A 23,512-nucleotide genomic window follows, 5' to 3' on the forward strand; every position below is an offset into this window, starting at 1 on the left:
CATGCATATGCTCAAGACCAGCGCGCTGGCATGCGCCGTGGCCCTTGCGGGCTGCGGCGCCATCACGCGCACCCCCTACGAAGCGCCCCAGGTGGAGCTGCCCGCGCAGTTCGAACATGCGCAGGCATCGTCCCCGGCAGCCACGCCCACGCCCACGCCCATGACCGATGCCTGGTGGCGCGGCTTCGGCGATCCACGGCTCGATGCCTGGATTGACCTGGCACTGGCGCGCAACCCAGACATGGCCACGGCCGGCATCCGCGTGCGGCGTGCCGCGCTGCAGGCGCAACTGGCAGGCCATGCGCTGCTGCCCCAGCCCAGCGGCAGCGTAGGCACGGGCGCCAGCCGCCCGCTGTCGGGCAGCCAGCGCAGCACCCTGGAGAACGCCAGCGCCACACTGGGCGTGGCCTGGGAGCTGGACCTGTTCGACCGGCTGGGCGCGCAGCGCGATGCCGCCGTCTTCGAAGCACAGGCCAGCGTGCAGGACAAGGATGCCGTGGCGCTGTCGCTGACCACCACCACGGCCAGCCTGTACTGGCAACTGGCGCTGGCCAACGAACGCCTGGACATGTCACGCCAAAGCCTGGAGTACGTACGCCGCACCATCGACCTGGTGCAGGCCCAGTACCGCAGCGGCGCCGTGTCCGGCCTGGAGCTGCGCGAGGCCCGGCAAGCCCTGGCCGAGCAGCAGGCCCTGCTGAGCCAATACACCCAGGCCCGCGCCGAACTGCGCCAGGCATTGGCCGAATTGCTGCAGGGCGCCGAGCCGCCCGGTGGCGAGCCCCAGGCGCTGCCCGTGGCCGACCTGCCCGCCGTGCAGCCAGGCCTGCCCGCCGACCTGCTGGGGCGCCGCCCCGACCTGCGCGCCGCCGAACTGCGGCTGCGCGGCGCCCTGGCCGGCAGCGATGCCACGGCCGCCAGCTACTACCCCCGGCTATCGCTCACCGGCAGCCTGGGCACCTCCAGCAGCACCCTGCTCGATGTGCTGGCCAATCCCGTGGCGGCCCTGGGCGCCAACCTGGCCCTGCCGTTTCTCAATGTGCGCGAGATGCGGCTGAACACCGCCATTGCACGCAGCCAGTACGAAGAGGCGGTGGTCAACTTCCGCAAAACGCTGTACGCCGCGTTGGCCGAAACGGAAAAAACCCTGTCCGCCCGCACCGAACTGGCCCGCCAGGAAGAGGCCCAGCAGCGCGCCACGCAGGAATCCGTGGAAATCACACGGCTGTACGAAGCGCGCTACCGCGCCGGCCAGGTGCCGCTGCGCACCTGGCTGGACGCCCAGGAGCGCCGCCGCGCAGCGCAGCTGGCCCTGTCCGCGCTGCACCTGGCACGCCTGCAGAACCAGCTCACGCTGCACAAGGCCCTAGGCGGAGGGTGGCCGGCTTCCTGAAGCCACCACCCACGGTCCGCCAGAGTCAGAACGAATGCGCCATGCCCACGTAGAAGCCGGTCTGGCTGCCCCCAGGCGCCGGGTTGTTGTTGGTGGTCTCCACCGAGAAGTTCGCATTGCCGCCATTGCGCACATTGCCCACGCTGGCGTACAGCAGCGTGCGCTTGGACAGCGCGTAGTCGGCGCCCGCCATGAACAGGTTGGCGCTGCCGCCGCCCTTGTTGACCGTGGTGCGGTAGCCCGCCCCGATCAGCGTCAGCGGGCCTGACACCTTGTAGCGCGCGCCCATCCAGTACTGCCGCGCCTTGTTGGGCACGCCGGCCGCGCTGTCGGGCGCGGACAGCTGCTCATAGCCCGCGAACAGCTTGAGCGCGGACAGCGTCACCGTGCCGCCCAGCGTCAGGTTGCGGGAGGTGGTGTAGAGATCGCTGAAGCGGCCATTGGCATCGCGGGCCACGTCGTAGATGGCGCGCAGCTCGAACGTGGGCGCGGTATAGGACACGGACAGCGCATCCTTGCGCAGCCGCGATGCGCCCTGCGGCTGCTCGCCCAGGCCGGTCAACGCCAGCACGCGCAGGCCGCCCCAGCTGGGCGTTTCGTACGAGATCATGTTGTCATGCCCGCCCCAGTTGCGCCCCCGCACCAGCGTGGCCGAGCCGATGAACTGCTGGCCCGTGGGGTCCAGCGCCCAGTGCGCATCCGAGATCGACAGGTCCTTGCCCAGTTTCAGCGTGCCCCAGCCGCTGCGCAGGCCCACGAAGGTGCGGCGGTTGAAGAAACCTGCGCCGTTGAACTTGGCATCGTCGATGCTGAAGCCCGACTCCAGCGTGAACAGCGCATGCAGCCCGCCGCCCAGGTCCTCCTCCCCCTTGAAACCCAGCATGCTCGTGCCCCACTGGTTGCCCACCGCCCGCCACAGATTGCCAGAGCCCCCCGTGGCCGGATCGTACACATTGCTCTGGTAGTCCACCCCCGCGACCACACGCCCATAGAGCGTGACCGAACTCTGGGCCTGGGCCGCCAGGGCCGTCCCAAATGCAAGCGCCGTGCCCAGCCATTGAATGGTTCTTCTAGCCATGTCGTCTCCTCCTCCCGATTGCCAGTTGGCGAAAGCCCTCGCCACGAGGGCCAGGGCGTACTGAAATCCTTGCCGGCCACGCGTGAAAACTGCGGCCGTGCAGTCAGCGCGTTCTTGTTCTTGTGCCTGCGAAGCCTGCGGGGCAACGCCGGTAACGGCTGGCCATGGAATTCTCGGTGGGAGAAGGTGGCTGGAGATAAACGATTCGGCGACGGACTGATCCTCAGCCATCACGGACCGCTAGGTGTTTTCCCAAGGAAAGGCCGCCGCGCCATCCACGGCGGCCACCGGGCCGCGCATTGCACGCAGCCCGGATCGGCTCAATGCCGCGCGATCAACGCGCCGTCGTATCGCTGCTGGCCGCCACGATGGGGATATAGAACTCGCCGCCGGCGCGGTTGAATTCCTCGGCCTTGGCCTGCATTCCGGCGGCAATGCCTTCCTGCTCGGCCACGCCCTTGGCAGCGGCGAATTCGCGCACTTCCTGGGTGATCTTCATGGAGCAGAACTTGGGGCCGCACATGGAGCAGAAGTGCGCCACCTTGGCGCTGTCCTTGGGCAGGGTTTCGTCGTGGTAGGCCTGGGCGGTGTCGGGGTCCAGGCCCAGGTTGAACTGGTCCTGCCAGCGGAAGTCGAAGCGCGCCTGGCTCAGCGCGTCGTCGCGGGCGCGGGCGCCGGGGTGGCCCTTGGCGACGTCGGCGGCGTGGGCGGCGATCTTGTACGCGATGATGCCCTGCTTGACGTCGTCGCGGTCGGGCAGGCCCAGGTGTTCCTTGGGCGTGACGTAGCACAGCATGGCAGTGCCGAACCAGCCGATCATGGCCGCGCCGATGGCGCTGGCGATGTGGTCGTAGCCGGGGGCGATGTCGATGGTCAGCGGGCCCAGGGTGTAGAACGGCGCCTCGTGGCAGTGCTTGAGCTGCTCGGTCATGTTGGCCTGGATCATGTGCATGGGCACGTGGCCGGGGCCTTCGATCATGGTCTGCACGTCGTGCTTCCAGGCCAGCTGGGTCAGCTCGCCCAGGGTCTTGAGTTCGGCGAACTGGGCTTCGTCATTGGCGTCCGAGGCGCTGCCGGGGCGCAGGCCGTCGCCCAGCGAGAAGCTGACGTCGTACTGCTTCATGATGTCGCAGATGTCCTCGAAGTGCTCGTACAGGAAGCTCTCGCGGTGGTGGGCCATGCACCACTTGGCCATGATGGAGCCGCCGCGCGAGACGATGCCCGTGCGGCGCTGGGCTGTGAGGTGGATGTAGGCCAGGCGCACGCCGGCGTGGATGGTGAAGTAGTCCACGCCCTGCTCGGCCTGCTCGATCAGGGTGTCGCGGAAGATGGGCCAGGTCAGGTCCTCGGCGATGCCGCCCACTTTTTCCAGCGCCTGGTAGATGGGCACGGTGCCGATGGGCACGGGCGAGTTGCGGATGATCCAGTCGCGCGTGGTGTGGATGTTCTTGCCGGTGGACAGGTCCATCACGTTGTCCGCGCCCCAGCGGATGGCCCAGACCAGCTTCTCGACCTCTTCCTCGATGCTGGAGGTGACGGCCGAGTTGCCGATGTTGGCGTTGATCTTGACCTTGAAGTTGCGCCCGATGGCCATGGGCTCGATCTCGGGGTGGTTGATGTTGGCCGGGATGATGGCGCGGCCGCGCGCCACTTCGTCGCGCACGAACTCGGGCGTGATGATCTTGGGGATGGCGGCGCCCAGGCCGTTGCCGGCCAGGCGGGCCTCGCGCGCGGCGTCCTGCTGGTACTCGGCCATCCATTCGCGGCGGCCGTTCTCGCGCAGGGCCACGTATTCCATCTCGGGCGTGATGATGCCCTTGCGCGCGTAGTGCATCTGGGTGACGTTGCCGCCGCTTTTCGCGCGGCGCGGTTGGCGCTGCAGCGATGCGGCCTCGGCCCGCAGGCGGGCCACGCGCTCGTCTTCCTCGCCGCGCTTGCCGCCGTCGTCCAGGGCCTGGCGCAGGCGGCCGGCGTAGTACTCGCTGTCGCCGCGCGACTCGATCCAGGCATTGCGCACGCCGGGCAGGCCGCTGCGCACGTCGATGGCCACGGCCGGATCGGTGTAGGGGCCCGAGGTGTCATAGACGCTGACCTGCTCGCCATTGGTCAGCTGGATATCGCGCACGGGCACGTTGAGGCCGCTGTGCAGGCTGCCTTGCAGATAGCTCTTGGTGGAGGCCGGGAACGGCTTGCGCGACTGCGCCAGCAGGTCGGAAAAACGCTGTGCGTCTGGAGCTTCGCCGGCTGCGGGGGTGAAGATGGAATCGGGAGCGTTCATGTCGGGTTCCTTGCGTTCAAAGCGTCGATCAACAACGCTCCGGGAACCGGACACTCCTTGGGCTGTGCCAAAGGCCGCGCACCGGACTATGCCAGTGTGGGCCTGCCAGGGCCGTATGGCCTTGGCCCCTGGTTGCCACGCACGCCAAGGCGCACGAGCAGCCTTGGTTGGCAAGGGCCGATGTGCGTTGGATGGTGGCCTGCCTGGCCGTTGCGGCCCTGCGTGTATCCGCCGTGGCGGACTTCCATCCTCTGACTTCGGCCCCGCTTCAGGGTCCCGCTCTTCTTCCGCCGGTATCAACCGGATCAAGTTCGTCGGGTTCGCCGCCTGGTCCATGCAGCGCATGGACCGGTTGGCATCTCAGTGCATCAGCACACCCCGGAGCAGAGCGCAGTATAGGGGATGGCAAGGCGCCATTGCCCTGCGGGTTTGCCCAGGGGCCTGAAAGCCCTGCTCAGTCGAAGCCGCGCATCTGTGCCCATTCGGCCACCGGAGCGCGCGTGGCGCGCCAGCCGTTGATGGGGGCTTCCTTGTCCTCGTAGCCCAGCGCAATGCCAAAGGCCACGTGGTAGCCCTCGGGCAGCGCCAGCGCCTGGGTCACGGCGTCGTTGTAGCGGCGCCAGAAGCCCTGGGCGCAGGTGGCCAGGCCATTGGCGCAGGCCAGCAGCATGAAGGACTGCAGGTAGATGCCCAGGTCCACCCATTGCGGCAGGCCCATGCGCTCGTCCACCGCCACGATCAGGCCCACGGGCGCGCCGAAGAACTGGCCGTTGCGCGCCAGCTGCTCCAGCCGCGCGGGCTTGTCGTCGCGCGGAATGCCCAGCGACTGGTACAGCTCTTCGCCATTGGCAAAGCGCCGGCTGCGGTAGGGCTCCCAGAGATTGGGCGGGTAGGACAGGCCGGGCTGGGCGTCCTGGGGCTCGGCTTCGGCAACGGCGGTGAGCAGCTGCTGCAGCGGCTCACCCGTCAGCGCCAGCACGCGCCAGGGCTGCAGGTTGCCGCCCGAAGCCGCTTGTGCCGACTGTTCCATCAGGGAGCGCACCAGGGCCGCATCGGGCGACTGGGGCAGGAAGGCGCGCACGGAGCGGCGCGCATGCAAGGCCTGTTCAACGTTCATGCTGGTCGGAGTCTCCGGTCTTCTTGGGGGATCTTGGGGATCTTTGGTGATCTTGTGCAGGCCTACTTGCCCATGATCTGGTCGATCTTGTCCTTCTGGAAGGCCTGCGGGCGCTCGGACTCGCAGGGCACGCAGTCGCCCACCTTGCTGCCGGCCGAGAGCTTGGCAATGGCCTCCCACAGCAGCGCGATCTGCTGCTCGTGCGCGGCCGCGCCATCGCTCAGGCCGCGCATGGCCTGGGCCACGGGGTCCATTTCCTGGGTGATGCCGTAGGCCGTGAACGGCTGGGGCGCGGCAGAGGCCGGGACCTTGATGGACTCGGCCTTGGCAGATGCCAGGTCGTGCTCGGTCACGTCGGCGCTGTGGCCGTTCTTGCTGGCGATGATGCGCGCCGGAATGCCCACGGCCGTGGCGCCTGCGGGCACGGGCTTGATGACCACGGCATTGCTGCCGATCTTGGCACCGTCGCCCACCTCGAAGCCGCCCAGCACCTTGGCGCCTGCGCTGACTACCACATCGCGGCCCAGCGTGGGATGGCGCTTGGCGCCCTTGTACAGCGAGGTGCCGCCCAGGGTCACGCCGTGGTAGATGGTGCAGCCGTCGCCGACCACGGCCGTCTCGCCGATGACGACGCCCATGCCGTGGTCTATGAAGACGCGCTCGCCGATGACGGCGCCGGGGTGGATCTCGATGCCCGTGAGCCAGCGGCCGATGTGCGAGATGAAGCGCCCCAGCCACTTGAGGCCATGGTTCCAGCACCAGTGCGCCGGGCGCTGCAGCCAGATCGCATGCAGACCCGGATAACAGGTGATGACCTCCCAGGTGCTGCGTGCCGCAGGGTCGCGGTCGAGGATGCACTGGATATCGGAGCGCAGGCGGTCAAGCATCTAGGGGCTGGTTATTGTTGACAAGACCGCTCAGTCTAGCGTTTCGGTGGGGCGCTCTGCAGCATGGCCTTCGCAACACCGCGCAGGATGTGGATTTCCTCGGCGGTCAGTTGCGAGCGGTTGAAAAGCTGGTTGAGGCGCGGCATGAGCTTCTTGGGCGCGGCCGGATCCAGAAAGCCGATATGGGCCAGCGCCTGCTCCCAATGGCCCAGCATGCCGGCCACCTGGGCCGCGTCGGCACGCTGCGGCGCGGGCGTGTGCTCCACCACGGGAAAGCCGCCCAGCGCCTGGCGCCATTCGTAGGCCACCACCTGGATGGCCGCCCCCAGGTTCAGCGAACCGAACTGCGGATTGGACGGAATCGACAGCGCCACATCGCTGCGGTAGACATCGTCGTTGCTCATGCCGAAGCGCTCGCAGCCGAACAGGAAGGCCACGCCCGACTGGTTGCAGCGCGGCGCGGGAGCCGGTGCGGACACGGAGGCATCGGCGGGCGGCGCGGCCTCATCGGGCGCCGCCAGCACATCCAGCGCCCCGCTGAGCAGCAGCTCGAAATGCTGGCGCGGCGTGCGCGTGGGCGGGCCGAAGTCGCGCGGCGTCATGGCCGTGGCGCACAGGTGGCTGATGCCGTCCAGCGCCTCCTCCAGCGTCTCGACCACGCGCGCATTGCCCAGCACGTCCAGCGCGCCGCTGGCCCGCTGGATGGTCTCTTCCTTGCGCAGCACGTTGGGCCAGCGCGGGCGCACCAGCACCAGGTCGTCAAAGCCCATGGTCTTCAGGGCGCGGGCGGCGGCGCCCACATTGCCGGCGTGGCTGGTTTCTATCAGTACGAATCGGGTTTTCATGGCGTCGCTGGCCTGCCGGCGCCGGCAGAGCCCCCAAGACGGGACAGGTTGCGCAGCACAAAACGGACAAGGCGGGTAAAATTGCGCGCTATTGTCGCCGCCCCGCATCGCCGGACGCGGCTTTTTCCGTTCTTACCCGCGTCAAACAGCCTGCTTTTGCCAGAGAGGACCGTCCTCTCCTTGCACAGCCGCTGCTCCGCCAACGCCTCACAATCTATGTCGACCAACCTGCATCCCATGCTCAACGTGGCCATCAAGGCCGCACGCGCCGCCGGCGCCATCATCAACCGCGCGGCTCTTGACGTGGAATCCGTGCGTGTCGCACAAAAGCAGGTCAACGACTTTGTGACCGAGGTGGACAAGGCGGCCGAGCAGGCCATCATCGAAACCTTGCTGGGCGCCTACCCGGGCCACGGCATCCTGGCCGAGGAATCGGGCAACGAGTTCGGCGCCAAGAACTCCGACTACGTCTGGATCATCGATCCGCTGGACGGCACCACCAACTTCATCCACGGCTTCCCCGTGTACTGCGTGAGCATTGCCCTGTCCTTCAAGGGCAAGGTCGAGCACGCCGTGGTGTACGACCCCTCGCGCAACGACCTGTTCACCGCCACGCGCGGCCGCGGCGCCTACCTGAATGACCGTCGCATCCGCGTGTCCAAGCGCATCCAGCTCAAGGACAGCCTGATCTCCACCGGCTTCCCCTTCCGCCGTGGCGACAACTTCAAGCAGTACATGAACATGCTGGGCGACGTGATGCAGGAAACCGCAGGCGTGCGCCGCCCCGGCGCCGCCGCGCTGGACCTGGCCTACGTGGCAGCCGGCTTTGCCGACGGTTTCTTCGAAAGCGGCCTGCAGATCTGGGACGTGGCCGCCGGCAGCCTGCTGGTGACCGAGGCCGGTGGCCTGGTCGGCAACTTCACGGGCGAGGCGGATTTCCTGGAGCAGAAGGAATGCCTGGCGGGCAATCCGCGCATCTATGGTGCGCTGGTCGGCATCGTTGGCAAATACAGCAAGTTTGCTTCGGCTGGTGAGAAGGCGGGTGTGCGGCAGGCTTTGGCGGATTCGGGTGAGGCGGCTCCGGCTGCTGATGTGGAAGCTACTGAATCTGAGCAGCAGCCTGAGGCCTGATTTCGGCTTCTCCTGTCTCTCTTTAAAACAGCTCCTTCAAGGGGCTGTTTTTCATTGGGCCTTTGGATTTGGGACGGGGCGCTTGTTTTTGTCCCTGCCGGGGGGGTGTTTTTCGAGGCCGGGTCTCGGCCCGGCGGCCGACTGCCCTTTCTTGATTCGCCAAGAAAGGTCAGATCAAAGAAAGCGACCCGAATGTCCACGTCCCTTCGCTTCGCTGCGGGCAACCTGCGCCGGGCCGCCTGCGGGGTTCGCCGTGAAACTCACTTCGCGCTGCGCGCTACGTTCAGACAATCATGGCGAGTCAGATCACGAGGCAGTCCTGTCCTGCGGCAGGACTGCAACCCCGCAGGCGGCCCGACGCAGGCGTGGGCATACGGGAGGGGTGAGAGCGGGCCACGGTCAGGGGCAGCATGCTGCCCACTGCACGTTTACCGCCTCTTTTACCTCGCGCGTGCGTTGATCACGGCCTCGGCCACGTTGCGCGGTGCTTCGGCGTAGTGCTTGAACTCCATGGAGTAGGTGGCACGGCCTTGCGTTTGCGAGCGCAGGGAGGTGGCGTAGCCGAACATTTCGGACAGCGGCACTTCGGCCTTGATGGACTTGCCGCCGCCGGCCATGTCGTCCATGCCCTGCACCATGCCGCGCCGCGAGGACAGGTCGCCCATGACGGTGCCGGCGTAGTCTTCGGGCGTCTCGACTTCCACGGCCATCATGGGCTCCAGGATGACGGGGCTGGCCTTTCTCGCCGCTTCCTTGAAGCCGAAGATGGCCGCCATCTTGAACGCCATTTCGTTGGAGTCCACGTCGTGGTACGAGCCGAAGGTCAGCGTGACCTTGACGTCCACCACGGGGTAGCCGGCCAGCACGCCGCTGGTCAATGCCTCTACCACGCCCTTTTCCACCGCAGGGATGTACTCGCGCGGCACCACGCCGCCCTTGATGGCGTCGACAAACTCGAAGCCCTTGCCGGGTTCCTGCGGCTCGACCGTGAAGACCACGTGGCCATACTGGCCCTTGCCGCCTGACTGGCGCACGAACTTGCCGTCCACATCGGTGACTTTCTTGCGGATGGTCTCGCGGTAGGCCACCTGGGGCTTGCCCACGTTGGCTTCCACGTTGAACTCGCGCTTCATGCGGTCCACGATGATTTCCAGGTGCAGCTCGCCCATGCCGGCGATGATGGTCTGGCCCGATTCCTCATCGGTGCGCACGCGGAACGACGGGTCTTCGGCCGCCAGGCGCGACAGGGCAATGCCCATCTTTTCTTGGTCGGCCTTGGACTTGGGCTCCACGGCCTGTGCGATGACGGGCTCGGGGAAGACCATCTTCTCCAGCACGATGGGCGCGGACGGGTCGCACAGGGTCTCGCCCGTGGTCACGTCCTTCAGGCCCACGCAGGCGGCAATGTCGCCGGCATGGATTTCATCGACCTCCAGGCGTTCATTGGCATGCATCTGCACGATGCGGCCGATGCGCTCCTTCTTGTCCTTGACGGAGTTGAGCACGCTGTCGCCCTTGTTGAGCACGCCCGAGTAGACGCGCACAAAGGTGAGCTGGCCCACGAAGGGGTCGGTCATCAGCTTGAAGGCCAGGGCAGAGAACTTCTCGCTGTCATCAGCATGGCGCACGATGATGGAGCCATCTTCCGCATGGCCTTCCACGGGTGGCACCTCCAGCGGCGAAGGCATGAGCTCGACCACGGCATCCAGCAGGCGCTGCACCCCCTTGTTCTTGAAGGCCGAGCCGCACAGCATGGGCTGGATCTCGCCCGCAATGGTGCGCAGGCGCAGGCCGCGCAGGATGTCGGCCTCGGGCAGGTCGCCCTCTTCCAGGTAGCGGTTCATCAGGTCTTCGCTGGCCTCGGCAGCCGCCTCCACCATGGACTCGCGCCACTTCTTCGCGTCTGCCACCATGGCTGCGGGAATCTCCTGGTACTCGAACTTCATGCCCTGCGTGGCCTCGTCCCAGATGATGGCCTTCATCTTGAGCAGGTCCACCACGCCGGTGAACTGCTGCTCTGCGCCAATGGGCAGCACGATGGGCACGGGGTTGGCCTTGAGGCGGTCGATCATCATCTGCCGCACGCGCAGAAAATCCGCGCCCGTGCGGTCCATCTTGTTGACGAAGGCCAGGCGCGGCACCTTGTACTTGTTGGCCTGGCGCCAGACCGTCTCGGACTGCGGCTGCACGCCACCCACGGCGTCATAGACCATCACGGCGCCGTCGAGCACGCGCATGGAGCGCTCCACTTCAATCGTGAAGTCCACGTGGCCCGGGGTGTCGATGATGTTGATGCGGTGCTGGTCAAAGCGGCCGTCCATGCCCTTCCAGAAGCAGGTAGTCGCCGCCGAGGTGATGGTGATGCCGCGCTCCTGCTCCTGCTCCATCCAGTCCATGATGGCGGCGCCCTCGTGCACCTCGCCCAGCTTGTGGCTCACCCCGGTGTAGAACAGGATGCGCTCGGTCGTGGTGGTCTTGCCGGCATCGATGTGCGCGGAGATACCAATGTTGCGATAGCGTTCTATGGGGGTATGGCGGGCCATGAAAGGACTCCTGGGTGCTGATAAGCGTTGATGCGTGGATCTGCCGTGGGCTGGGATTCTCGCGGGGGTTGAATGAGGGTTGATGACAATTTGAATGTACGAAGACAATCGTACTATCTTCCGCAACTTCCTGCAGAACGATTCATGTTTTCACCACGCAAGGGGCGTGTCTGCCAGATAACTGCCCGCCCCACACCCGCGCCGCACACCACAGCAGCGCCCTGCGGCACTGCTTCCATGGCACAGTGGCGCCCCATTGACTGGACGATTCATGCTTGCCAACCACCCCGACCGCGAACAGATACGCCTGGAAAACCTGCTCAACGCCCTGGGCAACCCCCTGCGCCTGGCCGTGGTGCGCGCGCTGGCCGCAGGCCATGAGCGCGCCTGCGGCTCGCTCTTGCAGGGCCAGTCCAAATCCACCATGACCCACCACTGGCGCGTGCTGCGCGACAGCGGCGTGATCTGGCAGCGCCCCGATGGCCGCGAAAACCTGCTCTCCCTGCGCCGCGAAGACCTGGACGCACGCTTTCCCGGCCTGCTGGACGCGCTGCTGCAGGCACTGGCTGAAGACCCGCTCACCGAACAGGCCACGGCCGCGCACCTCAAACCCTGCCCTTGAGGCCCCGCCCCTGCAACGCAGGCGGCAGGCCTGCGCCCTACCCCTTCACGGCAAGCCCCGCAGCAACGCCCTCATCCGCAAACCGCTTGGCCGCCTTGAGCAGATAGCTCACGGCATAGAGGATGGGGTCATCGGCCTCGTCGCCATTCAGATGGTCCACCACCTCGACGGCATAGCCCAGGTCCACCGCCGTGTCGTGCAGCAGGCCCAGCAGCTCCTTGTCCTGCGGCTCCAGCGACTGCGCCTGATCTGCCTTGGCGTAATAGATGCGCAGCAGGTCGCGGCACACGCAGTTGATGGCGGTGATGTTGTGGCGGGCGTGCAGGTCCAGGACGTCCAGGGCGGCGCCCAGGTGCAGGACGGCGTCGATGGCTAGGTCTTCGAGGTTGGGTTGGGGAGTGGTTGCGAAGGTTGCTTGTTCCACCGAACCTGGTTGAGCGTGAGTCATGGCTCACAATTCTTGATTCGCGGGGAGGACGGGGCCACGTTTTCTTTAACTCATGGCTGCGACTCAATCGACCAGCGCAAGCTTCAGGAGCTAGGCACCGCTGGCTAACCTTGCCGATATCGAGCGTTCGCACATGGGCAAGATGGAGCGGGGTAGCACATGCCGACCATCAGACCTTCAACCCAGCTTCCAACTTGTATGAAATCTGTGCTTTCCGTAAATGCCGTGCTTGATCAACTGGAAAACTTGGTCGGCAAAGACATCTGCTTGGTGGGCATCCTGCGATTCGAGTTCGAGGGGACGGCTCTGGACCACTTCCCACTGTCGGAACGCCGCGTAGCGAAAGATGGTGGCCCACGCGAACCGTCAAGTGTGTGGCTGAGCGCCGGTCCAGGCGACCTTCAGTTCAACGATGTGCAGCTTCAGCGATGGCACGGAAAGCGAGTCACGGTACTTGGCACTTTGCTTGGTCCTGATGAAAAGCTCGGAGGATGTGGGCATTTCTCTGCGTTTCCAGCCGAGGTGGTGGCTCGATCTATTGAGCGGCTCTAGGCGGCCACCCGCTTGGCGCTACTGCAACGTATGGCTGATGGCAGCGTGACGAATGTCGTTGCTATGCAGCGGGCGTGCTAGATCAATGTGAAAACACATCACGACCGCCCCCACATAACCTTGGGCGGCACTACCCAAAATCAGCGATTGGACCTGCACGCGTAACCGCTCTACTTCTCGTAACGGTGGAAATTGGGGGGATTACCCTGCACCAGCAGATCAAACACAACCCGCGCAAAGTTGGCCGCTTTGCCTGGGTCAGCCAGCAACTGCATCATCTGGTTCTGATGGGCTTCACTGCTGTCCATGATGGCATCGTCTATCGCCTTGGAGAAGTCGCCTAGCATGGCCTGTTCGGGCGAGTTGTTCTCGATCTGCTTCATCACCTTGGCGTTCTCGCCCACCTTGTCGCGGATGGTGTAGGCGTAGTTCACCATGTCCTTGTCGGTGAGTTGGTCGGTCACAAACACCTCGTTCAGGCGGTCGATGATCTGCGACAGGAACTCTTCCTTCTTGTCCTGCGGCTTAGCCGTGCCCAGGCCTTCGCCGGGCACCAGCTTGTAGTCCGCGCTGTTTTCTTTCAGCACCAAATCCTGCTCGCGTATCTTAGCCACCCGGTAGTGGCTCAGCACCACGTTGCCCAAGTCAATGTCGTCTTCGTCCAGCAAGGTTTCGCGCAGCATGGGCCGCAGGCTGCGCGCGTACAGACTCAGCTTTTCCAAGTCGGTATCGTCGTAATCCACGATCTGCGACATGAACTCGTAAAACCGCACAAAGGTGCCCAGGTCTTTCTTGAAGATTTCGAGCGCGTCCTTTTCCTTCTGGCATTCCTTCAGGCTTTTCTCGGCGTTCGCAATCAGTACGGCATCGCCCGTCTTCTGGGTGCGTTCAAACATGTCCTTGGCGATCTTGAACGCCTCCACCGCTGATTTGTAGCGCAGCTGCCAGCGTTGCACCGCCGGCTTGCAAATGTTGGCAATGGCCGCGTTGCTCTTGTTCTTCACATAAAACGCCGCGCAGAACTGCTCCACTTCCTGCCAAGTAAAAATGCCCCCTGCCCGCAGCTTGTCCTGCAGCGCAAAGATCAGGTTCGGGTCCGACACATCCAGCAGCTCCGCCGTCTGGTAGTACGGCTGAAACGCCTCCAGAATCTCATCCGACTCATTGAAGAAGTCCAACACATAGGTGCCCGTCTCGGCCTTGTTGGGGTAGGTGCGGTTCAGGCGCGACAGCGTCTGCACGCACTCCACCCCGACCAGCTTCTTGTCCACATACATGGCGCACAGCTTGGGCTGGTCAAACCCGGTCTGGAACTTGTTGGCGACGATCATCACCTGGTAGTCGTCCGAATCGAAAGCCTTGCGCATGTCGCGGCCCTTGAGGTTCGGGTTCATATTCGTCTCGGTGAACTTCTCGCCGATCTGGCCCGCCGCAGCCGGGTCTTTGTCGGTGAACTCCACCTCACCCGAAAACGCCACCATGGCGTGAATCTTCTGGTAGCCCTTCTCCGTTATGTACTTATCGAAACACTGCTTGTAGCGCACCGCCTCCTTGCGCGAGCTGGTCACCACCATGGCCTTGGCCTGCCCGCCCAGCAAGCCCATCACGTTGTCTTTGAAGTGCTCCACGATCACCATCACCTTCTGGGCAATGTTGTGGTCATGCAGGCGCACCCATTGGTTCAGCTTCACCTTGGCGCGCTTGCTTTCCACCTCTGCATCGGCGTCCTGCACCTTCAGGGCCAGCTTGTAAGCCACCTTGTAGTTGGTGTAGTTCTTCAGCACGTCGAGGATGAAGCCCTCCTCAATCGCTTGGCGCATGCTGTACACGTGGAACGCCGCTGGCTTGTTGGTGGCGGAAGGCACCTCGTCCGGGCGCGGCACGCGGCCAAACAGCTCCAGCGTCTTGGCCTTGGGCGTGGCGGTAAAAGCAAAGTAGCTCAGGTTGCCCGATGCGCGGCGCGACGCCACCGTGGCGGCAATGATGTCGTCGCTATCCAGTTCGGCAGCCTCATCTCCCGCTTCACCGGCTTCCTTCATCAGCACCTCTTTGAGCTGCCGCGCCGTTGAGCCGCTTTGCGACGAATGCGCCTCGTCCGCAATGATGGCGTAGCAGCGCTCCTTCAGGCTCACGCTGTTTTCAATCGCCTTCAATACAAACGGAAAGGTCTGGATGGTGACGATGATGATGGGCTGGGCAGACTCCAGGGCTGCGGCCAGCTTTTCAGACTTGGAACCATCGCCCTCTTTGTTGTTGATGCGCCCCACCACGCCATCGGTGTGCTCAAACTGGTAGATCGTGTCTTGCAACTGCGCGTCAAGCACGGTGCGGTCGGTCACCACAATCACCGAGTCAAACTGCTTTTTGCCGTCATGCTTGTACAGCGACGAGAGCTGGTGCGCCACCCAGGCAATAGAGTTGGACTTGCCCGAGCCCGCGCTGTGCTGAATCAGGTATTTCTGCCCCGGCCCCTCGCTGTGCGCTGCCGCCAGCAGCTTGCCAACCACGTCCCACTGGTGGTAGCGGGGGAAGATCAGGCTTTCCTTCTTGTACTTGCGGCCTTCCCAGTCTTCCTTGTCCTCAATTTGCAAGTGCACAAAGCGGGCCAGGATGTTGAGCAGGTTGTCCGGCAGCAGCACCTCGTTCCACAGGTAATCGGTGGCATAACGGTGGATGTCGTCTGGCACATCGTTGCCCGCGCCGCCGTCTGCCGTGCCTTTGTTAAAGGGCAAAAAGTACGTTTCCTCGCCCTCCAACCGCGTGGCCATGTGCACCTCGTACTGGCTCACCGCAAAGTGCACCAGCGCACCGCGCTTAAATGTCAGCAGCGGCTCCGGCTTCTTGGCCACCGGGTCCACCGGCAGGCGTGTGGTTTTGTACTGCCGCACAGCGCGGTCCACCGCCTGCTTGAACTCGCTCTTTAGCTCCAGCGTGGCCACCGGCACGCCATTCACAAACAACACCAAGTCAATGCGCCACGCCTTGGCCTTGGTACCGGCCTCCGTGAAACAGGCATCGGTACACCACGGGCTGTACACCAGCTCCGGCACCACGCGCAGGCGGTTTTTGGCGTAGCGGGCCAGCGTGTCCGGGTTCAGGCCGTGCTCGGGCTTGAACTGGCACAGCGACAGGCGCGCATTGCGGTCGCGCAGCTCGTGGCGCAGCACCCCCAGCGTGCCAAAAGTGCGGCTGTCTTTGTGTGTGGCGTTGGGGTCGGCCTTGCCCAGTTGCGCGGCGATCAGTTGCAAGAACTTCTGCTCCGCATCCTTAGGGTGGTTGGCGCAAAACCTTTGCCACTGCGCGTCTTGCGTCTCTTGCACAAAGCCCAGCGCATCCTCGGGGTACAAGGCCAGTTCGCGGTTGTACTTTTCCGGCGAGCCTAGCAACCAGCCATTTGCCAGCAACTGGCGAATGATGTCGTCTTGAAAGATGCGTTCAGTGGCTTGGTCGCTCATAGTCAAGGAAGGTTTGGCTTTGGGGGTGAAGGCAGTCAGGCAGCGGCTTGCCAATCGCGCACGTCGATCTTGCCGGTGACGGCGGCCGAGATTAGGGCGGTGCGGCGTTCTTGCATTAGCAAGATAGCTTCTTCAGCTTTTTTCGTTAATTCTGAAAAGCAAGACTTAAGCTCTGCGAGGACGGCATGAATTTGCTTAGCCTCATGGGCAGGAGGCACTACTACAGGAATGTTTTCAACTTGCTCAACCCTCAAATGCGACACAGTGCTGCCGTGAGAGACACTCTCAATATATTTATCTAAACAATCAGAAATCAGGAAGTCAAACAGAAATTCCGTGTACTCAGAGTCATGACAGATAAAGTTCATCATTCGTTGCCCAAGACAAAACTTGACGTTTTCAGGCACAAGACAAACCTCACCAGCGGGAGCTTCGCGAGTAAAAAGGATAGACCCGACCGGTGGAACACCTCGTTGCGTCCATATCTTGAAGTTTCTTTCGTCTGTGAATAATGCGTCTGCCATCGTCAAGACCTGATTCTTTACATTTGTTGTTCTGACAACAAAGTACTCACCGTCTTCAAAATATTCAGGTGTTTTGTTTCGACAGTCAATGATTTGTGAAGTGTTCTTAAGCCTTTTAACTTCCCAATGCGCAGGTACTTCGCCTAGCCACTCCACGCCGGAGTCTTTCATCGGGGCGTTGGGATTGAGACCTTTGGTGACGGCGTGGCTGATGACGGCTTGGCGCTTTTCCTTGAGCAACTCAATCAGCCGCTGCTGCTTCTCGATCAAGGCATCAATCTTCGCCGTTTCGTGGTCGAGGAATGCGGCGATGGACAACTGTTCTTCTACACTTGGAATCGGACAACCTATATCGCCCAATAACTCTAAATTTAGGCCATCTCGAAGGTCGCCTCCGGCCATGTTTCTGATGTTCTGGTAGTTTGAGTGCAACCACCAGAATAAATAACGTGAACTCTGTAAATCTTGAGGAACGATGGCAGCCATAGACTGATTGCATGTAGCATCTATTGCAAGCTGCGCAATCATTCCTTTCGTTTTTCCCTGCCCCGCAAGCGCCATCACCAGTGCATTTTTAGGAATCCATTTCGCACTGCTGTTTTTGTAGGCAGCTTCTGTAATGTAGGTTGATACTTCCGAAATTAGGCCTTGATTTACTTCACCAGAATTAATCCAAGGCACTGACCCATTTGCCCAATACTCTTCAACAGCCTTGGATGGCGTACCTCCGGCATATAGTTTTGCAATCCAGCGAAGATGTACAGAATTCCAGTGCTTTGGTGTTCTGTCTGCCCATTGGAGTTTTGATTTTTCGTACTGCGGATAAGCCTTGTACCGACTCACGAATGCACCTCACGCAGCAGCGCCATGATCTCGGCGCTCACGGCATCCAGATCGGCATCAATCTCCTCCAATGGCCGTGGCGGCTGGTATTGGTAGAAGTGGCGGTTGAACGGAATTTCGTAGCCGACGATGCCGATCTCGCCATCCTTGGCGTCGCGCTTGCTGGCGTCTATCCACGCATCGGGCACATGGGGCTGCACTTCGGCGACGAAGTAGGCCTCTACGCTGGCGCTTACCGTGCGGCTGGGGTCTAGTGCCACGTTTTCAAAATCACGCAGCTCGCCATCGGCTTGGTATTCGATGACCTCCTGGTTCACGGCGAACAGGCCGTAGAGCGGATGGGCTTTGCCTTTGTGCACCTTCTTGACCACCTTTTCAGCGGCGGGATTCTTCCAGCTCACGGCATCGGCAATATGCTTTTTCTCTTTGGCGTCGAGCGTGATGCTTGCCCGCTTGCAGGCGGCCTTGATGGCTTCGTCATACGCATTGAAGTCATCGTGCGGGGCACTGCCTATCTCGGCTTGCAGGGCGCGGGCCTTGAGCAGCACCGCCTTTTGCGCCAGCCAGGTTTTGGTGTCGAGCAGGTCTTTGATCTGCTTTTCCTTGAGGTCGGCAAAGTCGCGCTTGAGGTGGGCGCGTATTTCTTCGGTGTAGTCATCCAGCTGGCCATAGAGGTCACAGTCGGCAGCGTCTTGCCAGTAGGGCTGGCCGTACTCGGCGTAGACCCACTGCATGGCTGCATTCAGCGCGCCAGACTCAAAGCGCAGGCTGGCAATGCGTTCATCGCTGAACTGCCACGACAGGCGCAGGGGCCGCTCGATGGTGATGCGGCGGTAGCCAAACTCGTGCGTGGAAAAAATTTTGCTGGCAAAGGTTTTGACGGCTTCGGGCTTGGGGTTGGCGGCTGGGCGACCTCGGCTGCTTTTGGCTTCCGCCGGTTTGTTGAGCGCCTGCGCTTCGACCACCTCAAATTGGCCAAAGCAACGGGTGATGGTGGCAATGTCGGCCTCGTCCATCACATTGCGCTTGCTGCCCAGCGATTTGCGCATCTTGCCGCAGAGGTTGGTGCCATTGATGAGCTGTACCTTGCCTTTGCGCTCAGCAGGCTTTTTGTTCGACAGCACCCACACATAGGTGGCAATGCCGGTGTTGTAGAACATGTCGGTGGGCAGGGCGACGATTGCTTCGAGCAGGTCGCTTTCCAGAATATGGCGGCGGATTTCCGATTCGCCCGAGCCTGCGCCACCAGTGAAGAGCGGCGAGCCATTGAGGATGATGCCGATGCGTGAGCCGCCGTCTTTCACATCGCGGAGCTTGCTGATGAGATGCAGCAAAAACAGCAGCGAGCCATCCGACACACGCGGCAGGCCGGGGCCAAAGCGGCCGTCAAAGCCTTTGAGGGTGTGTTCGTCGGTAATGTCGCCTTCGATCTTTTTCCAGTCCACGCCAAAGGGTGGGTTGGAGAGCATGTAGTCAAACTTGCTGGCGTAGAGGTGGTCGTTGGACAGCGTGTTGCCGAGCTTGATGTTGCCGACCTCTTGCCCCTTGATGAGCATGTCGGCCTTGCAGATGGCGTAGCTCTCTGGGTTGAGCTCCTGGCCAAAGGCGCGCATCACGGCCTGGGGGTTCAGCTCGTGCACATATTCCATGCCCGCTGAGAGAAAACCGCCCGTGCCCGCCGTGGGGTCGTAAATGGTGCGGATGATGCCGGGCTTGGTGAGGGCTTCATCGTCTTCCATGAATACCAGCGAGGTGGTGAGGCGCACGATGTCACGCGGGGTGAAGTGCTCGCCTGCCGTCTCATTGGAGCTTTCGGCAAACTTGCGGATCAGCTCTTCAAACACCAGACCCATGTCGTGGTTGGAAACGACCTTGGGGTGCAGGTCCATGGTGCGGACTTTTTGCACGACCTTGTAGAGCAGGTTGGCATCGTTGAGCAAACCAATGAATTCAGCGAACTTGAAGTGGTCAAAAATCTCGCGGGCGTCTTTGGAGAAGCACTGGATGTAGCGCTCCAGATTGGCCTTGATGCCCGACTCGCCCAGGGTGCTGAGGTCCATGGGCGAGGTGTTGAAGAAGCGCAGGCCACCGGCTGCGCGCAGGATCAGCTTTTCTTTGGCCTCTTCGGCAATGGCCATTTTCTCGACCTTGGCGGCTTCGGCCAGCACAGCTGGCTTGCTGCCCTCCAGCACACATTCCAGACGGCGCAGCAGCGCAAAAGGCAGGATGACGCGGCCATATTGGCTCTGCTTGAAGTCGCCGCGCAGCAGGTCGGCCAGCGCCCACAGGTCGGCGGCGAGGTTATTGGTTTCTGGGGTCATGTGTTACGAACAACGGCTTGGGGTTTCACCCCTACGAGGGCGAGTATTGCACGGGCTTAGCGGTGGATTTCCGAACCGATGCACAGGCGCTAGCCTACAAAAAAAGCCCGAACTGTTGCCAGATGCCGAGCTCAAGAATCTGTGGGAGGAAATCTGCATTGCCGTCCGAACCCGACCACCCAATGCGGGATCTGCATGAATCGCACCTGGCTGTGCGCAGCGGCAGATAGCCGCCGGCCGCATGCCGCAGATCAGCAGCACCAACAGGTCGATTGCAGCCTCCTCTGCGCTCCCACACACTCCCTCCACACCCCCACCCCATAATCCCGCCCGCAACCCCCAGCCCTCCCCCGGCCCTTCTTGCAGGCACAAGACATGACTTCACTGACCGAGCTGTGGCAGGCAGCCATCACCTGGCTCGCAACCCACGCCGTAACCCCCACCGTTCACTGGCTGGACATCGCTCAGGCGGCGGGCGATCCGCGCGAGATTGCCAAGGCAGTGCTGATTGCCGCGCTGCAGTTGTTCCTGATCGCGGGCGTGATGCGGCCGCTGGAGAGTCTGTTTCCGGCCGAGCGCTGGAGCGATCGGCGGCTGACGACGGTGGACCGCAACTACACGCTGCTGATGCTGCTGGGGCTGTTTCCGCTGTTCAGTTTTCTGGTGCTGATGCCGTTTGCCAGCATGCTGGGCGGCGGGCCGGCGGCCGAGGAGGCCACGGGGCTCAAGCACTGGGTGCCGTGGTTTGCGGACCATCCGGTGGCGCTGTTCCTGGTGTACTACGTGGTCTACGACCTGGTGTATTACTGGATGCACCGCGCCCAGCATGTGATGCCCTGGTGGTGGGCCATGCACAGCATGCACCACAGCCAGCGGCAGATGAGCTGCTGGAGCAATGACCGCAGCCATTACCTGGACGGCATGCTGCAGTCCTTCATCCTGGCCACGGTGGGGCTGGCGATGGGGGTGGAGCCTTCGGAGTTTGCGCTGCTGGGGCTGCTGAGCGAGCTGGTGCAGAACTTCTCGCACGCCAATGTGCGGCTGCGCCTGGGCTGGCTGGGCCGCGTGGGTGAGCGGGTGCTGGTGGGCCCGCTGTTCCACCGCCACCACCACATGCTGCGCGACCCCGAACGGCCCACGCGCCACAACTGCAATTTTGGGCAGGTGCTGCCTTGGTGGGACATGCTGTTTGGCACGGCGCTGTACACCAACGAGCCCGTGCGCCCCACGGGCGTGAGCGACCCCGAGGTGGATGCCGACAACGAGCGCGGGCTGGTGGCCATGCAGTGGCATACGCTCAAGCGGTTCTGGGGAGCGTTTCGCCGGCGCGAGGGCTGGCGGCTGGGCGATGTGTCCTTCGGGCCGGGCTACCGGCCCATTCATGACGACGATGGAGCCCAGCCCCATCCTGCGGCCGGGGCGGCTGCGGTGACCGGGGCGGCCGGGGCTGCGCCTACGGCTCCAGGTTCGGCCTCATCAGCGCCTCGAACCACTCGATGAAAACCGCCAGCCGGCGCGAGCGCTGGCGGCGGTGCGGATACAGCAGGGCCACGGGCATGGGCGCTGCGCGGTGGGCGGGCAGCACTTCCACAAGCTCGCCCGTGTCCAGCAGGTGCTGCACGTCATAGCGCGGGATCTGGATCAGCCCCAGGCCGGCGCGGCAGCAGGCGATATAGCTTTCTGCATTGTTGGTGACTACGCGGCTGGGCACGGCCAGGGTCTGCGGCCCTTCCACTCCATCCACCCCATCCACATCGCTCGCCCCATTCCATTCCCAGGGCAGTTCCCGCCCCGTGCGCGGCGAGGCATAGCCCACGCTCCAGTGGCCGTGCAGCAGGTCCTGCGGCTGCTCGGGCAGGCCGTGCTCGCGCAGGTAGGCGGGGCTGGCGCAGTTGATGAGGGCAATGCAGCCCAGCGGGCGCACGACCAGGCTGCTGTCATGCAGCGTGCCCACGCGCACGGCGCAGTCCACGCCTTCCTGCACCAGATCAATGGCGCGGTCTGACGAACCCAGCACCAGCTGCAGCCCCGGATGCCGGCGCATGAGCCCCGGCAACGCAGGCGCCAGCAGGCGGCGCGCGATGCGGCTGGGCACATCCACATGCAGCCGGCCCGTGGCCTGGCGCGTGCGGGCCTGGAACATCTGCTCCACGTCCTCGGCCTCTGACAGCAGCGGGCGCAGGCGCTCCAGCAACTGGGCGCCATCGGCCGTCAGGCTGACCTGGCGCGTGGTGCGGTGCAGGAGTCTTGCGCCCACCTGCTCTTCGAGCTGCTGCACGGCGGCGGAGACCGTGGCGCGCGGCAGGTCCAGGGCATGGGCGGCCTTGATGAAGCTGCCCATCTCGGCCACCTGCATGAAGATCCGGTATCGGTCGAGTCGGTCCATGGGACGCAGCATAGTCCGTGCAGCGGTCCTTCTACTTGGCCTACTTGGTGGTGTAGCCGCCGTTGATCAGGATGGTCTGCCCGGTGATCCACCAGCCGTCGCTGACCAGGTGGCGGATGAAGGGCACCACGTCTTCGATATGCGTCAGCCCCGAGGGCGAGAACGGCGACAGCGCCGCCGCGCTCTTGTGATAGGCCACGGCGTCCGCGCCTTCCTGGCCGTAGAAGAACGGCGTGTCCATGGGCCCCGGCCCCACGGCCGTGACCGAAATGCCCCGCGCCCCGAACTCCTTGGCCGCCGCCCGCGTGAAATGCTCCACCGGCGCCTTGGTGCCCGCATAGGAAGAATAGAACGGCGTGAACGCGCCCAGCAGCGAGGTCACCAGGGTCACGATCTTGCCGTGGTCGTTGACATGGCGCCCCGCCTCCTTGAGGAAGAAAAACGCCGACTTGCCGTTGACGGCAGCCATCTCGTCGTACTCCGCCTCGCTGATCTCCATCAGCGGCTTCTTGAGCACCTTGCCCACGGTGTTGATGGCAATGTCCGGCCGGCCCACGGCGTCCACGGCCTCTGCAAAAAGCCGCTCCACGGCGCCAGCGCGCGTCAGATCACCCTGCAGCGCCACGGCCTCTGCGCCCAGCGCACGCACTGCGGCCACCGTGGTCTCCGCCTCGGCCCGTGAAGACTCGCTGTTGTAGTGCACCACCACGGCCCGCGCGCCGTGCCCCGCCAGATCACGGGCAATCAGCCCGCCCAGATTCTTGGCGCCGCCTGCAATCAATGCCACCTTGCCGCGAATGGAATGGTCTGCCATGGAAACGCTCCTTGTGCTTGGATGAAGCACCCAGCTTAGGCAGCCAGCCCCCCGCGATAAACCGGCGCAGCCGGGATGGATCATCCAGAAAACCAGAACAATCAGCCGCGCCAGCGCCCCCTGCCCCGGCAGTCCGCTCCGCTCCCCCTCCCGTATGCCCGCGCCTGCGTCGGGCCGCCTGCGGGGTTGCAGTCCTGCCGCAGGACAGGACTGCTTCGTCATCTGACTCGCCGTGATTGTCTGAACGGAGCGCGCAGCGCGAAGTGAGTTTCACG

Annotated in this window: 17 protein-coding genes and 1 riboswitch; of the genes, 5 read left to right on the plus strand and 12 right to left on the minus strand. The window is 63.5% G+C overall.

From position 1 onward, the window contains the following. Position 1: 1 nt before the first annotated feature. On the plus strand, positions 2–1,393 hold the full coding sequence (locus DELCS14_RS21460) for an efflux transporter outer membrane subunit (RefSeq protein WP_013803518.1): 1,392 nt from the start codon (positions 2–4) through the stop codon (positions 1,391–1,393). Between the two features lie 25 nt (positions 1,394–1,418). Here DELCS14_RS21460 and DELCS14_RS21465 read toward each other — a convergent pair whose 3' ends face one another. From DELCS14_RS21465 to DELCS14_RS21485, 5 genes are all read right to left on the minus strand, one after another. Further along, positions 1,419–2,471 (minus strand): porin, encoded by a 1,053-nt coding sequence (locus tag DELCS14_RS21465; protein WP_013803519.1) that lies wholly within the window; start codon positions 2,469–2,471, stop codon positions 1,419–1,421. A 334-nt stretch (positions 2,472–2,805) separates the two neighbouring features. Further along, positions 2,806–4,749 carry a phosphomethylpyrimidine synthase ThiC gene (thiC, locus tag DELCS14_RS21470; RefSeq protein ID WP_012204233.1) on the minus strand — a complete coding sequence of 648 codons (1,944 nt, stop codon included), beginning with the start codon at positions 4,747–4,749 and terminating at the stop codon, positions 2,806–2,808. Between the two features lie 265 nt (positions 4,750–5,014). Further along, a riboswitch (TPP riboswitch) is annotated at positions 5,015–5,140 on the minus strand. Between the two features lie 63 nt (positions 5,141–5,203). Further along, positions 5,204–5,866, minus strand: a complete 663-nt coding sequence (locus tag DELCS14_RS21475) for a nitroreductase (protein WP_013803520.1) — start codon at positions 5,864–5,866, stop codon at positions 5,204–5,206. 62 nt (positions 5,867–5,928) lie between these two features. After that, on the minus strand, positions 5,929–6,753 hold the full coding sequence (cysE, locus tag DELCS14_RS21480; RefSeq protein ID WP_013803521.1) for a serine O-acetyltransferase: 825 nt from the start codon (positions 6,751–6,753) through the stop codon (positions 5,929–5,931). A gap of 35 nt (positions 6,754–6,788) precedes the next feature. Continuing rightward, the gene (locus DELCS14_RS21485) at positions 6,789–7,598 is read right to left on the minus strand and encodes an RNA methyltransferase (RefSeq protein ID WP_013803522.1); all 810 of its coding nucleotides are present in this window, start codon (positions 7,596–7,598) and stop codon (positions 6,789–6,791) included. 216 nt (positions 7,599–7,814) lie between these two features. On the opposite strand from DELCS14_RS21485, the gene DELCS14_RS21490 reads away from it, so the two are divergent. Further along, positions 7,815–8,729, plus strand: a complete 915-nt coding sequence (locus DELCS14_RS21490) for an inositol monophosphatase family protein (RefSeq protein WP_013803523.1) — start codon at positions 7,815–7,817, stop codon at positions 8,727–8,729. 440 nt (positions 8,730–9,169) lie between these two features. Here DELCS14_RS21490 and fusA read toward each other — a convergent pair whose 3' ends face one another. Further along, positions 9,170–11,272 carry an elongation factor G gene (fusA, locus tag DELCS14_RS21495; protein WP_013803524.1) on the minus strand — a complete coding sequence of 701 codons (2,103 nt, stop codon included), beginning with the start codon at positions 11,270–11,272 and terminating at the stop codon, positions 9,170–9,172. Between the two features lie 271 nt (positions 11,273–11,543). Here fusA and DELCS14_RS21500 point away from each other — a divergent pair, with 271 nt between their 5' ends. After that, positions 11,544–11,894, plus strand: coding sequence for a helix-turn-helix domain-containing protein (locus tag DELCS14_RS21500; RefSeq protein ID WP_012204227.1), 351 nt, complete (start codon positions 11,544–11,546; stop codon positions 11,892–11,894). 37 nt (positions 11,895–11,931) lie between these two features. Here DELCS14_RS21500 and DELCS14_RS21505 read toward each other — a convergent pair whose 3' ends face one another. Beyond that, positions 11,932–12,342: a hypothetical protein gene (locus DELCS14_RS21505; protein ID WP_013803525.1), complete on the minus strand. Its 411-nt coding sequence runs from the start codon at positions 12,340–12,342 to the stop codon at positions 11,932–11,934. Between the two features lie 159 nt (positions 12,343–12,501). Here DELCS14_RS21505 and DELCS14_RS31095 point away from each other — a divergent pair, with 159 nt between their 5' ends. Next, positions 12,502–12,894, plus strand: a complete 393-nt coding sequence (locus tag DELCS14_RS31095; RefSeq protein ID WP_216595205.1) for a hypothetical protein — start codon at positions 12,502–12,504, stop codon at positions 12,892–12,894. Positions 12,895–13,064: 170 nt separating this feature from the next. On the opposite strand, the gene DELCS14_RS21510 is transcribed toward DELCS14_RS31095, so the two are convergent. Genes DELCS14_RS21510 through DELCS14_RS21515 form a run of 3 tightly spaced genes read right to left on the minus strand, consistent with a single transcriptional unit; the run spans position 13,065 to position 20,037 of the window. Beyond that, positions 13,065–16,349: a DEAD/DEAH box helicase family protein gene (locus tag DELCS14_RS21510; protein ID WP_013803526.1), complete on the minus strand. Its 3,285-nt coding sequence runs from the start codon at positions 16,347–16,349 to the stop codon at positions 13,065–13,067. Positions 16,350–16,384: 35 nt separating this feature from the next. Further along, positions 16,385–17,716, minus strand: a complete 1,332-nt coding sequence (locus tag DELCS14_RS30180; RefSeq protein WP_013803527.1) for a restriction endonuclease subunit S — start codon at positions 17,714–17,716, stop codon at positions 16,385–16,387. Then, on the minus strand, positions 17,713–20,037 hold the full coding sequence (locus DELCS14_RS21515; RefSeq protein ID WP_013803528.1) for a class I SAM-dependent DNA methyltransferase: 2,325 nt from the start codon (positions 20,035–20,037) through the stop codon (positions 17,713–17,715). Before DELCS14_RS21515 ends, DELCS14_RS30180 begins: the two co-directional genes overlap by 4 nt. Positions 20,038–20,412: 375 nt before the next feature. Between DELCS14_RS21515 and DELCS14_RS21520 the strand changes: the two genes are divergently transcribed. After that, positions 20,413–21,537, plus strand: coding sequence for a sterol desaturase family protein (locus tag DELCS14_RS21520; protein ID WP_013803529.1), 1,125 nt, complete (start codon positions 20,413–20,415; stop codon positions 21,535–21,537). Here DELCS14_RS21520 and DELCS14_RS21525 read toward each other — a convergent pair. After that, on the minus strand, positions 21,491–22,423 hold the full coding sequence (locus DELCS14_RS21525; RefSeq protein ID WP_043796871.1) for a LysR family transcriptional regulator: 933 nt from the start codon (positions 22,421–22,423) through the stop codon (positions 21,491–21,493). The genes DELCS14_RS21520 and DELCS14_RS21525 overlap by 47 nt on opposite strands. Before the next feature lie 40 nt (positions 22,424–22,463). After that, positions 22,464–23,237 carry an SDR family oxidoreductase gene (locus DELCS14_RS21530; RefSeq protein WP_012204216.1) on the minus strand — a complete coding sequence of 258 codons (774 nt, stop codon included), beginning with the start codon at positions 23,235–23,237 and terminating at the stop codon, positions 22,464–22,466. Positions 23,238–23,512: the final 275 nt, after the last annotated feature.

It is taken from the genome of Delftia sp. Cs1-4, from assembly GCF_000214395.1.
Lineage (GTDB): Bacteria > Pseudomonadota > Gammaproteobacteria > Burkholderiales > Burkholderiaceae_C > Comamonas > Comamonas acidovorans.

Bases quoted from the DNA above. Each gene is read 5' to 3' on its own strand.
- DELCS14_RS21460 (WP_013803518.1), top strand. From the start codon at position 2: ATGCATATGCTCAAGACCAGCGCGCTGGCATGCGCCGTGGCCCTTGCG.
- DELCS14_RS21465 (WP_013803519.1), bottom strand. From the start codon at position 2,471: ATGGCTAGAAGAACCATTCAATGGCTGGGCACGGCGCTTGCATTTGGG.
- thiC (WP_012204233.1), bottom strand. From the start codon at position 4,749: ATGAACGCTCCCGATTCCATCTTCACCCCCGCAGCCGGCGAAGCTCCA.
- DELCS14_RS21475 (WP_013803520.1), bottom strand. From the start codon at position 5,866: ATGAACGTTGAACAGGCCTTGCATGCGCGCCGCTCCGTGCGCGCCTTC.
- cysE (WP_013803521.1), bottom strand. From the start codon at position 6,753: ATGCTTGACCGCCTGCGCTCCGATATCCAGTGCATCCTCGACCGCGAC.
- DELCS14_RS21485 (WP_013803522.1), bottom strand. From the start codon at position 7,598: ATGAAAACCCGATTCGTACTGATAGAAACCAGCCACGCCGGCAATGTG.
- DELCS14_RS21490 (WP_013803523.1), top strand. From the start codon at position 7,815: ATGTCGACCAACCTGCATCCCATGCTCAACGTGGCCATCAAGGCCGCA.
- fusA (WP_013803524.1), bottom strand. From the start codon at position 11,272: ATGGCCCGCCATACCCCCATAGAACGCTATCGCAACATTGGTATCTCC.
- DELCS14_RS21500 (WP_012204227.1), top strand. From the start codon at position 11,544: ATGCTTGCCAACCACCCCGACCGCGAACAGATACGCCTGGAAAACCTG.
- DELCS14_RS21505 (WP_013803525.1), bottom strand. From the start codon at position 12,342: ATGACTCACGCTCAACCAGGTTCGGTGGAACAAGCAACCTTCGCAACC.
- DELCS14_RS31095 (WP_216595205.1), top strand. From the start codon at position 12,502: ATGCCGACCATCAGACCTTCAACCCAGCTTCCAACTTGTATGAAATCT.
- DELCS14_RS21510 (WP_013803526.1), bottom strand. From the start codon at position 16,349: ATGAGCGACCAAGCCACTGAACGCATCTTTCAAGACGACATCATTCGC.
- DELCS14_RS21515 (WP_013803528.1), bottom strand. From the start codon at position 20,037: ATGACCCCAGAAACCAATAACCTCGCCGCCGACCTGTGGGCGCTGGCC.
- DELCS14_RS21520 (WP_013803529.1), top strand. From the start codon at position 20,413: ATGACTTCACTGACCGAGCTGTGGCAGGCAGCCATCACCTGGCTCGCA.
- DELCS14_RS21525 (WP_043796871.1), bottom strand. From the start codon at position 22,423: ATGGACCGACTCGACCGATACCGGATCTTCATGCAGGTGGCCGAGATG.
- DELCS14_RS21530 (WP_012204216.1), bottom strand. From the start codon at position 23,237: ATGGCAGACCATTCCATTCGCGGCAAGGTGGCATTGATTGCAGGCGGC.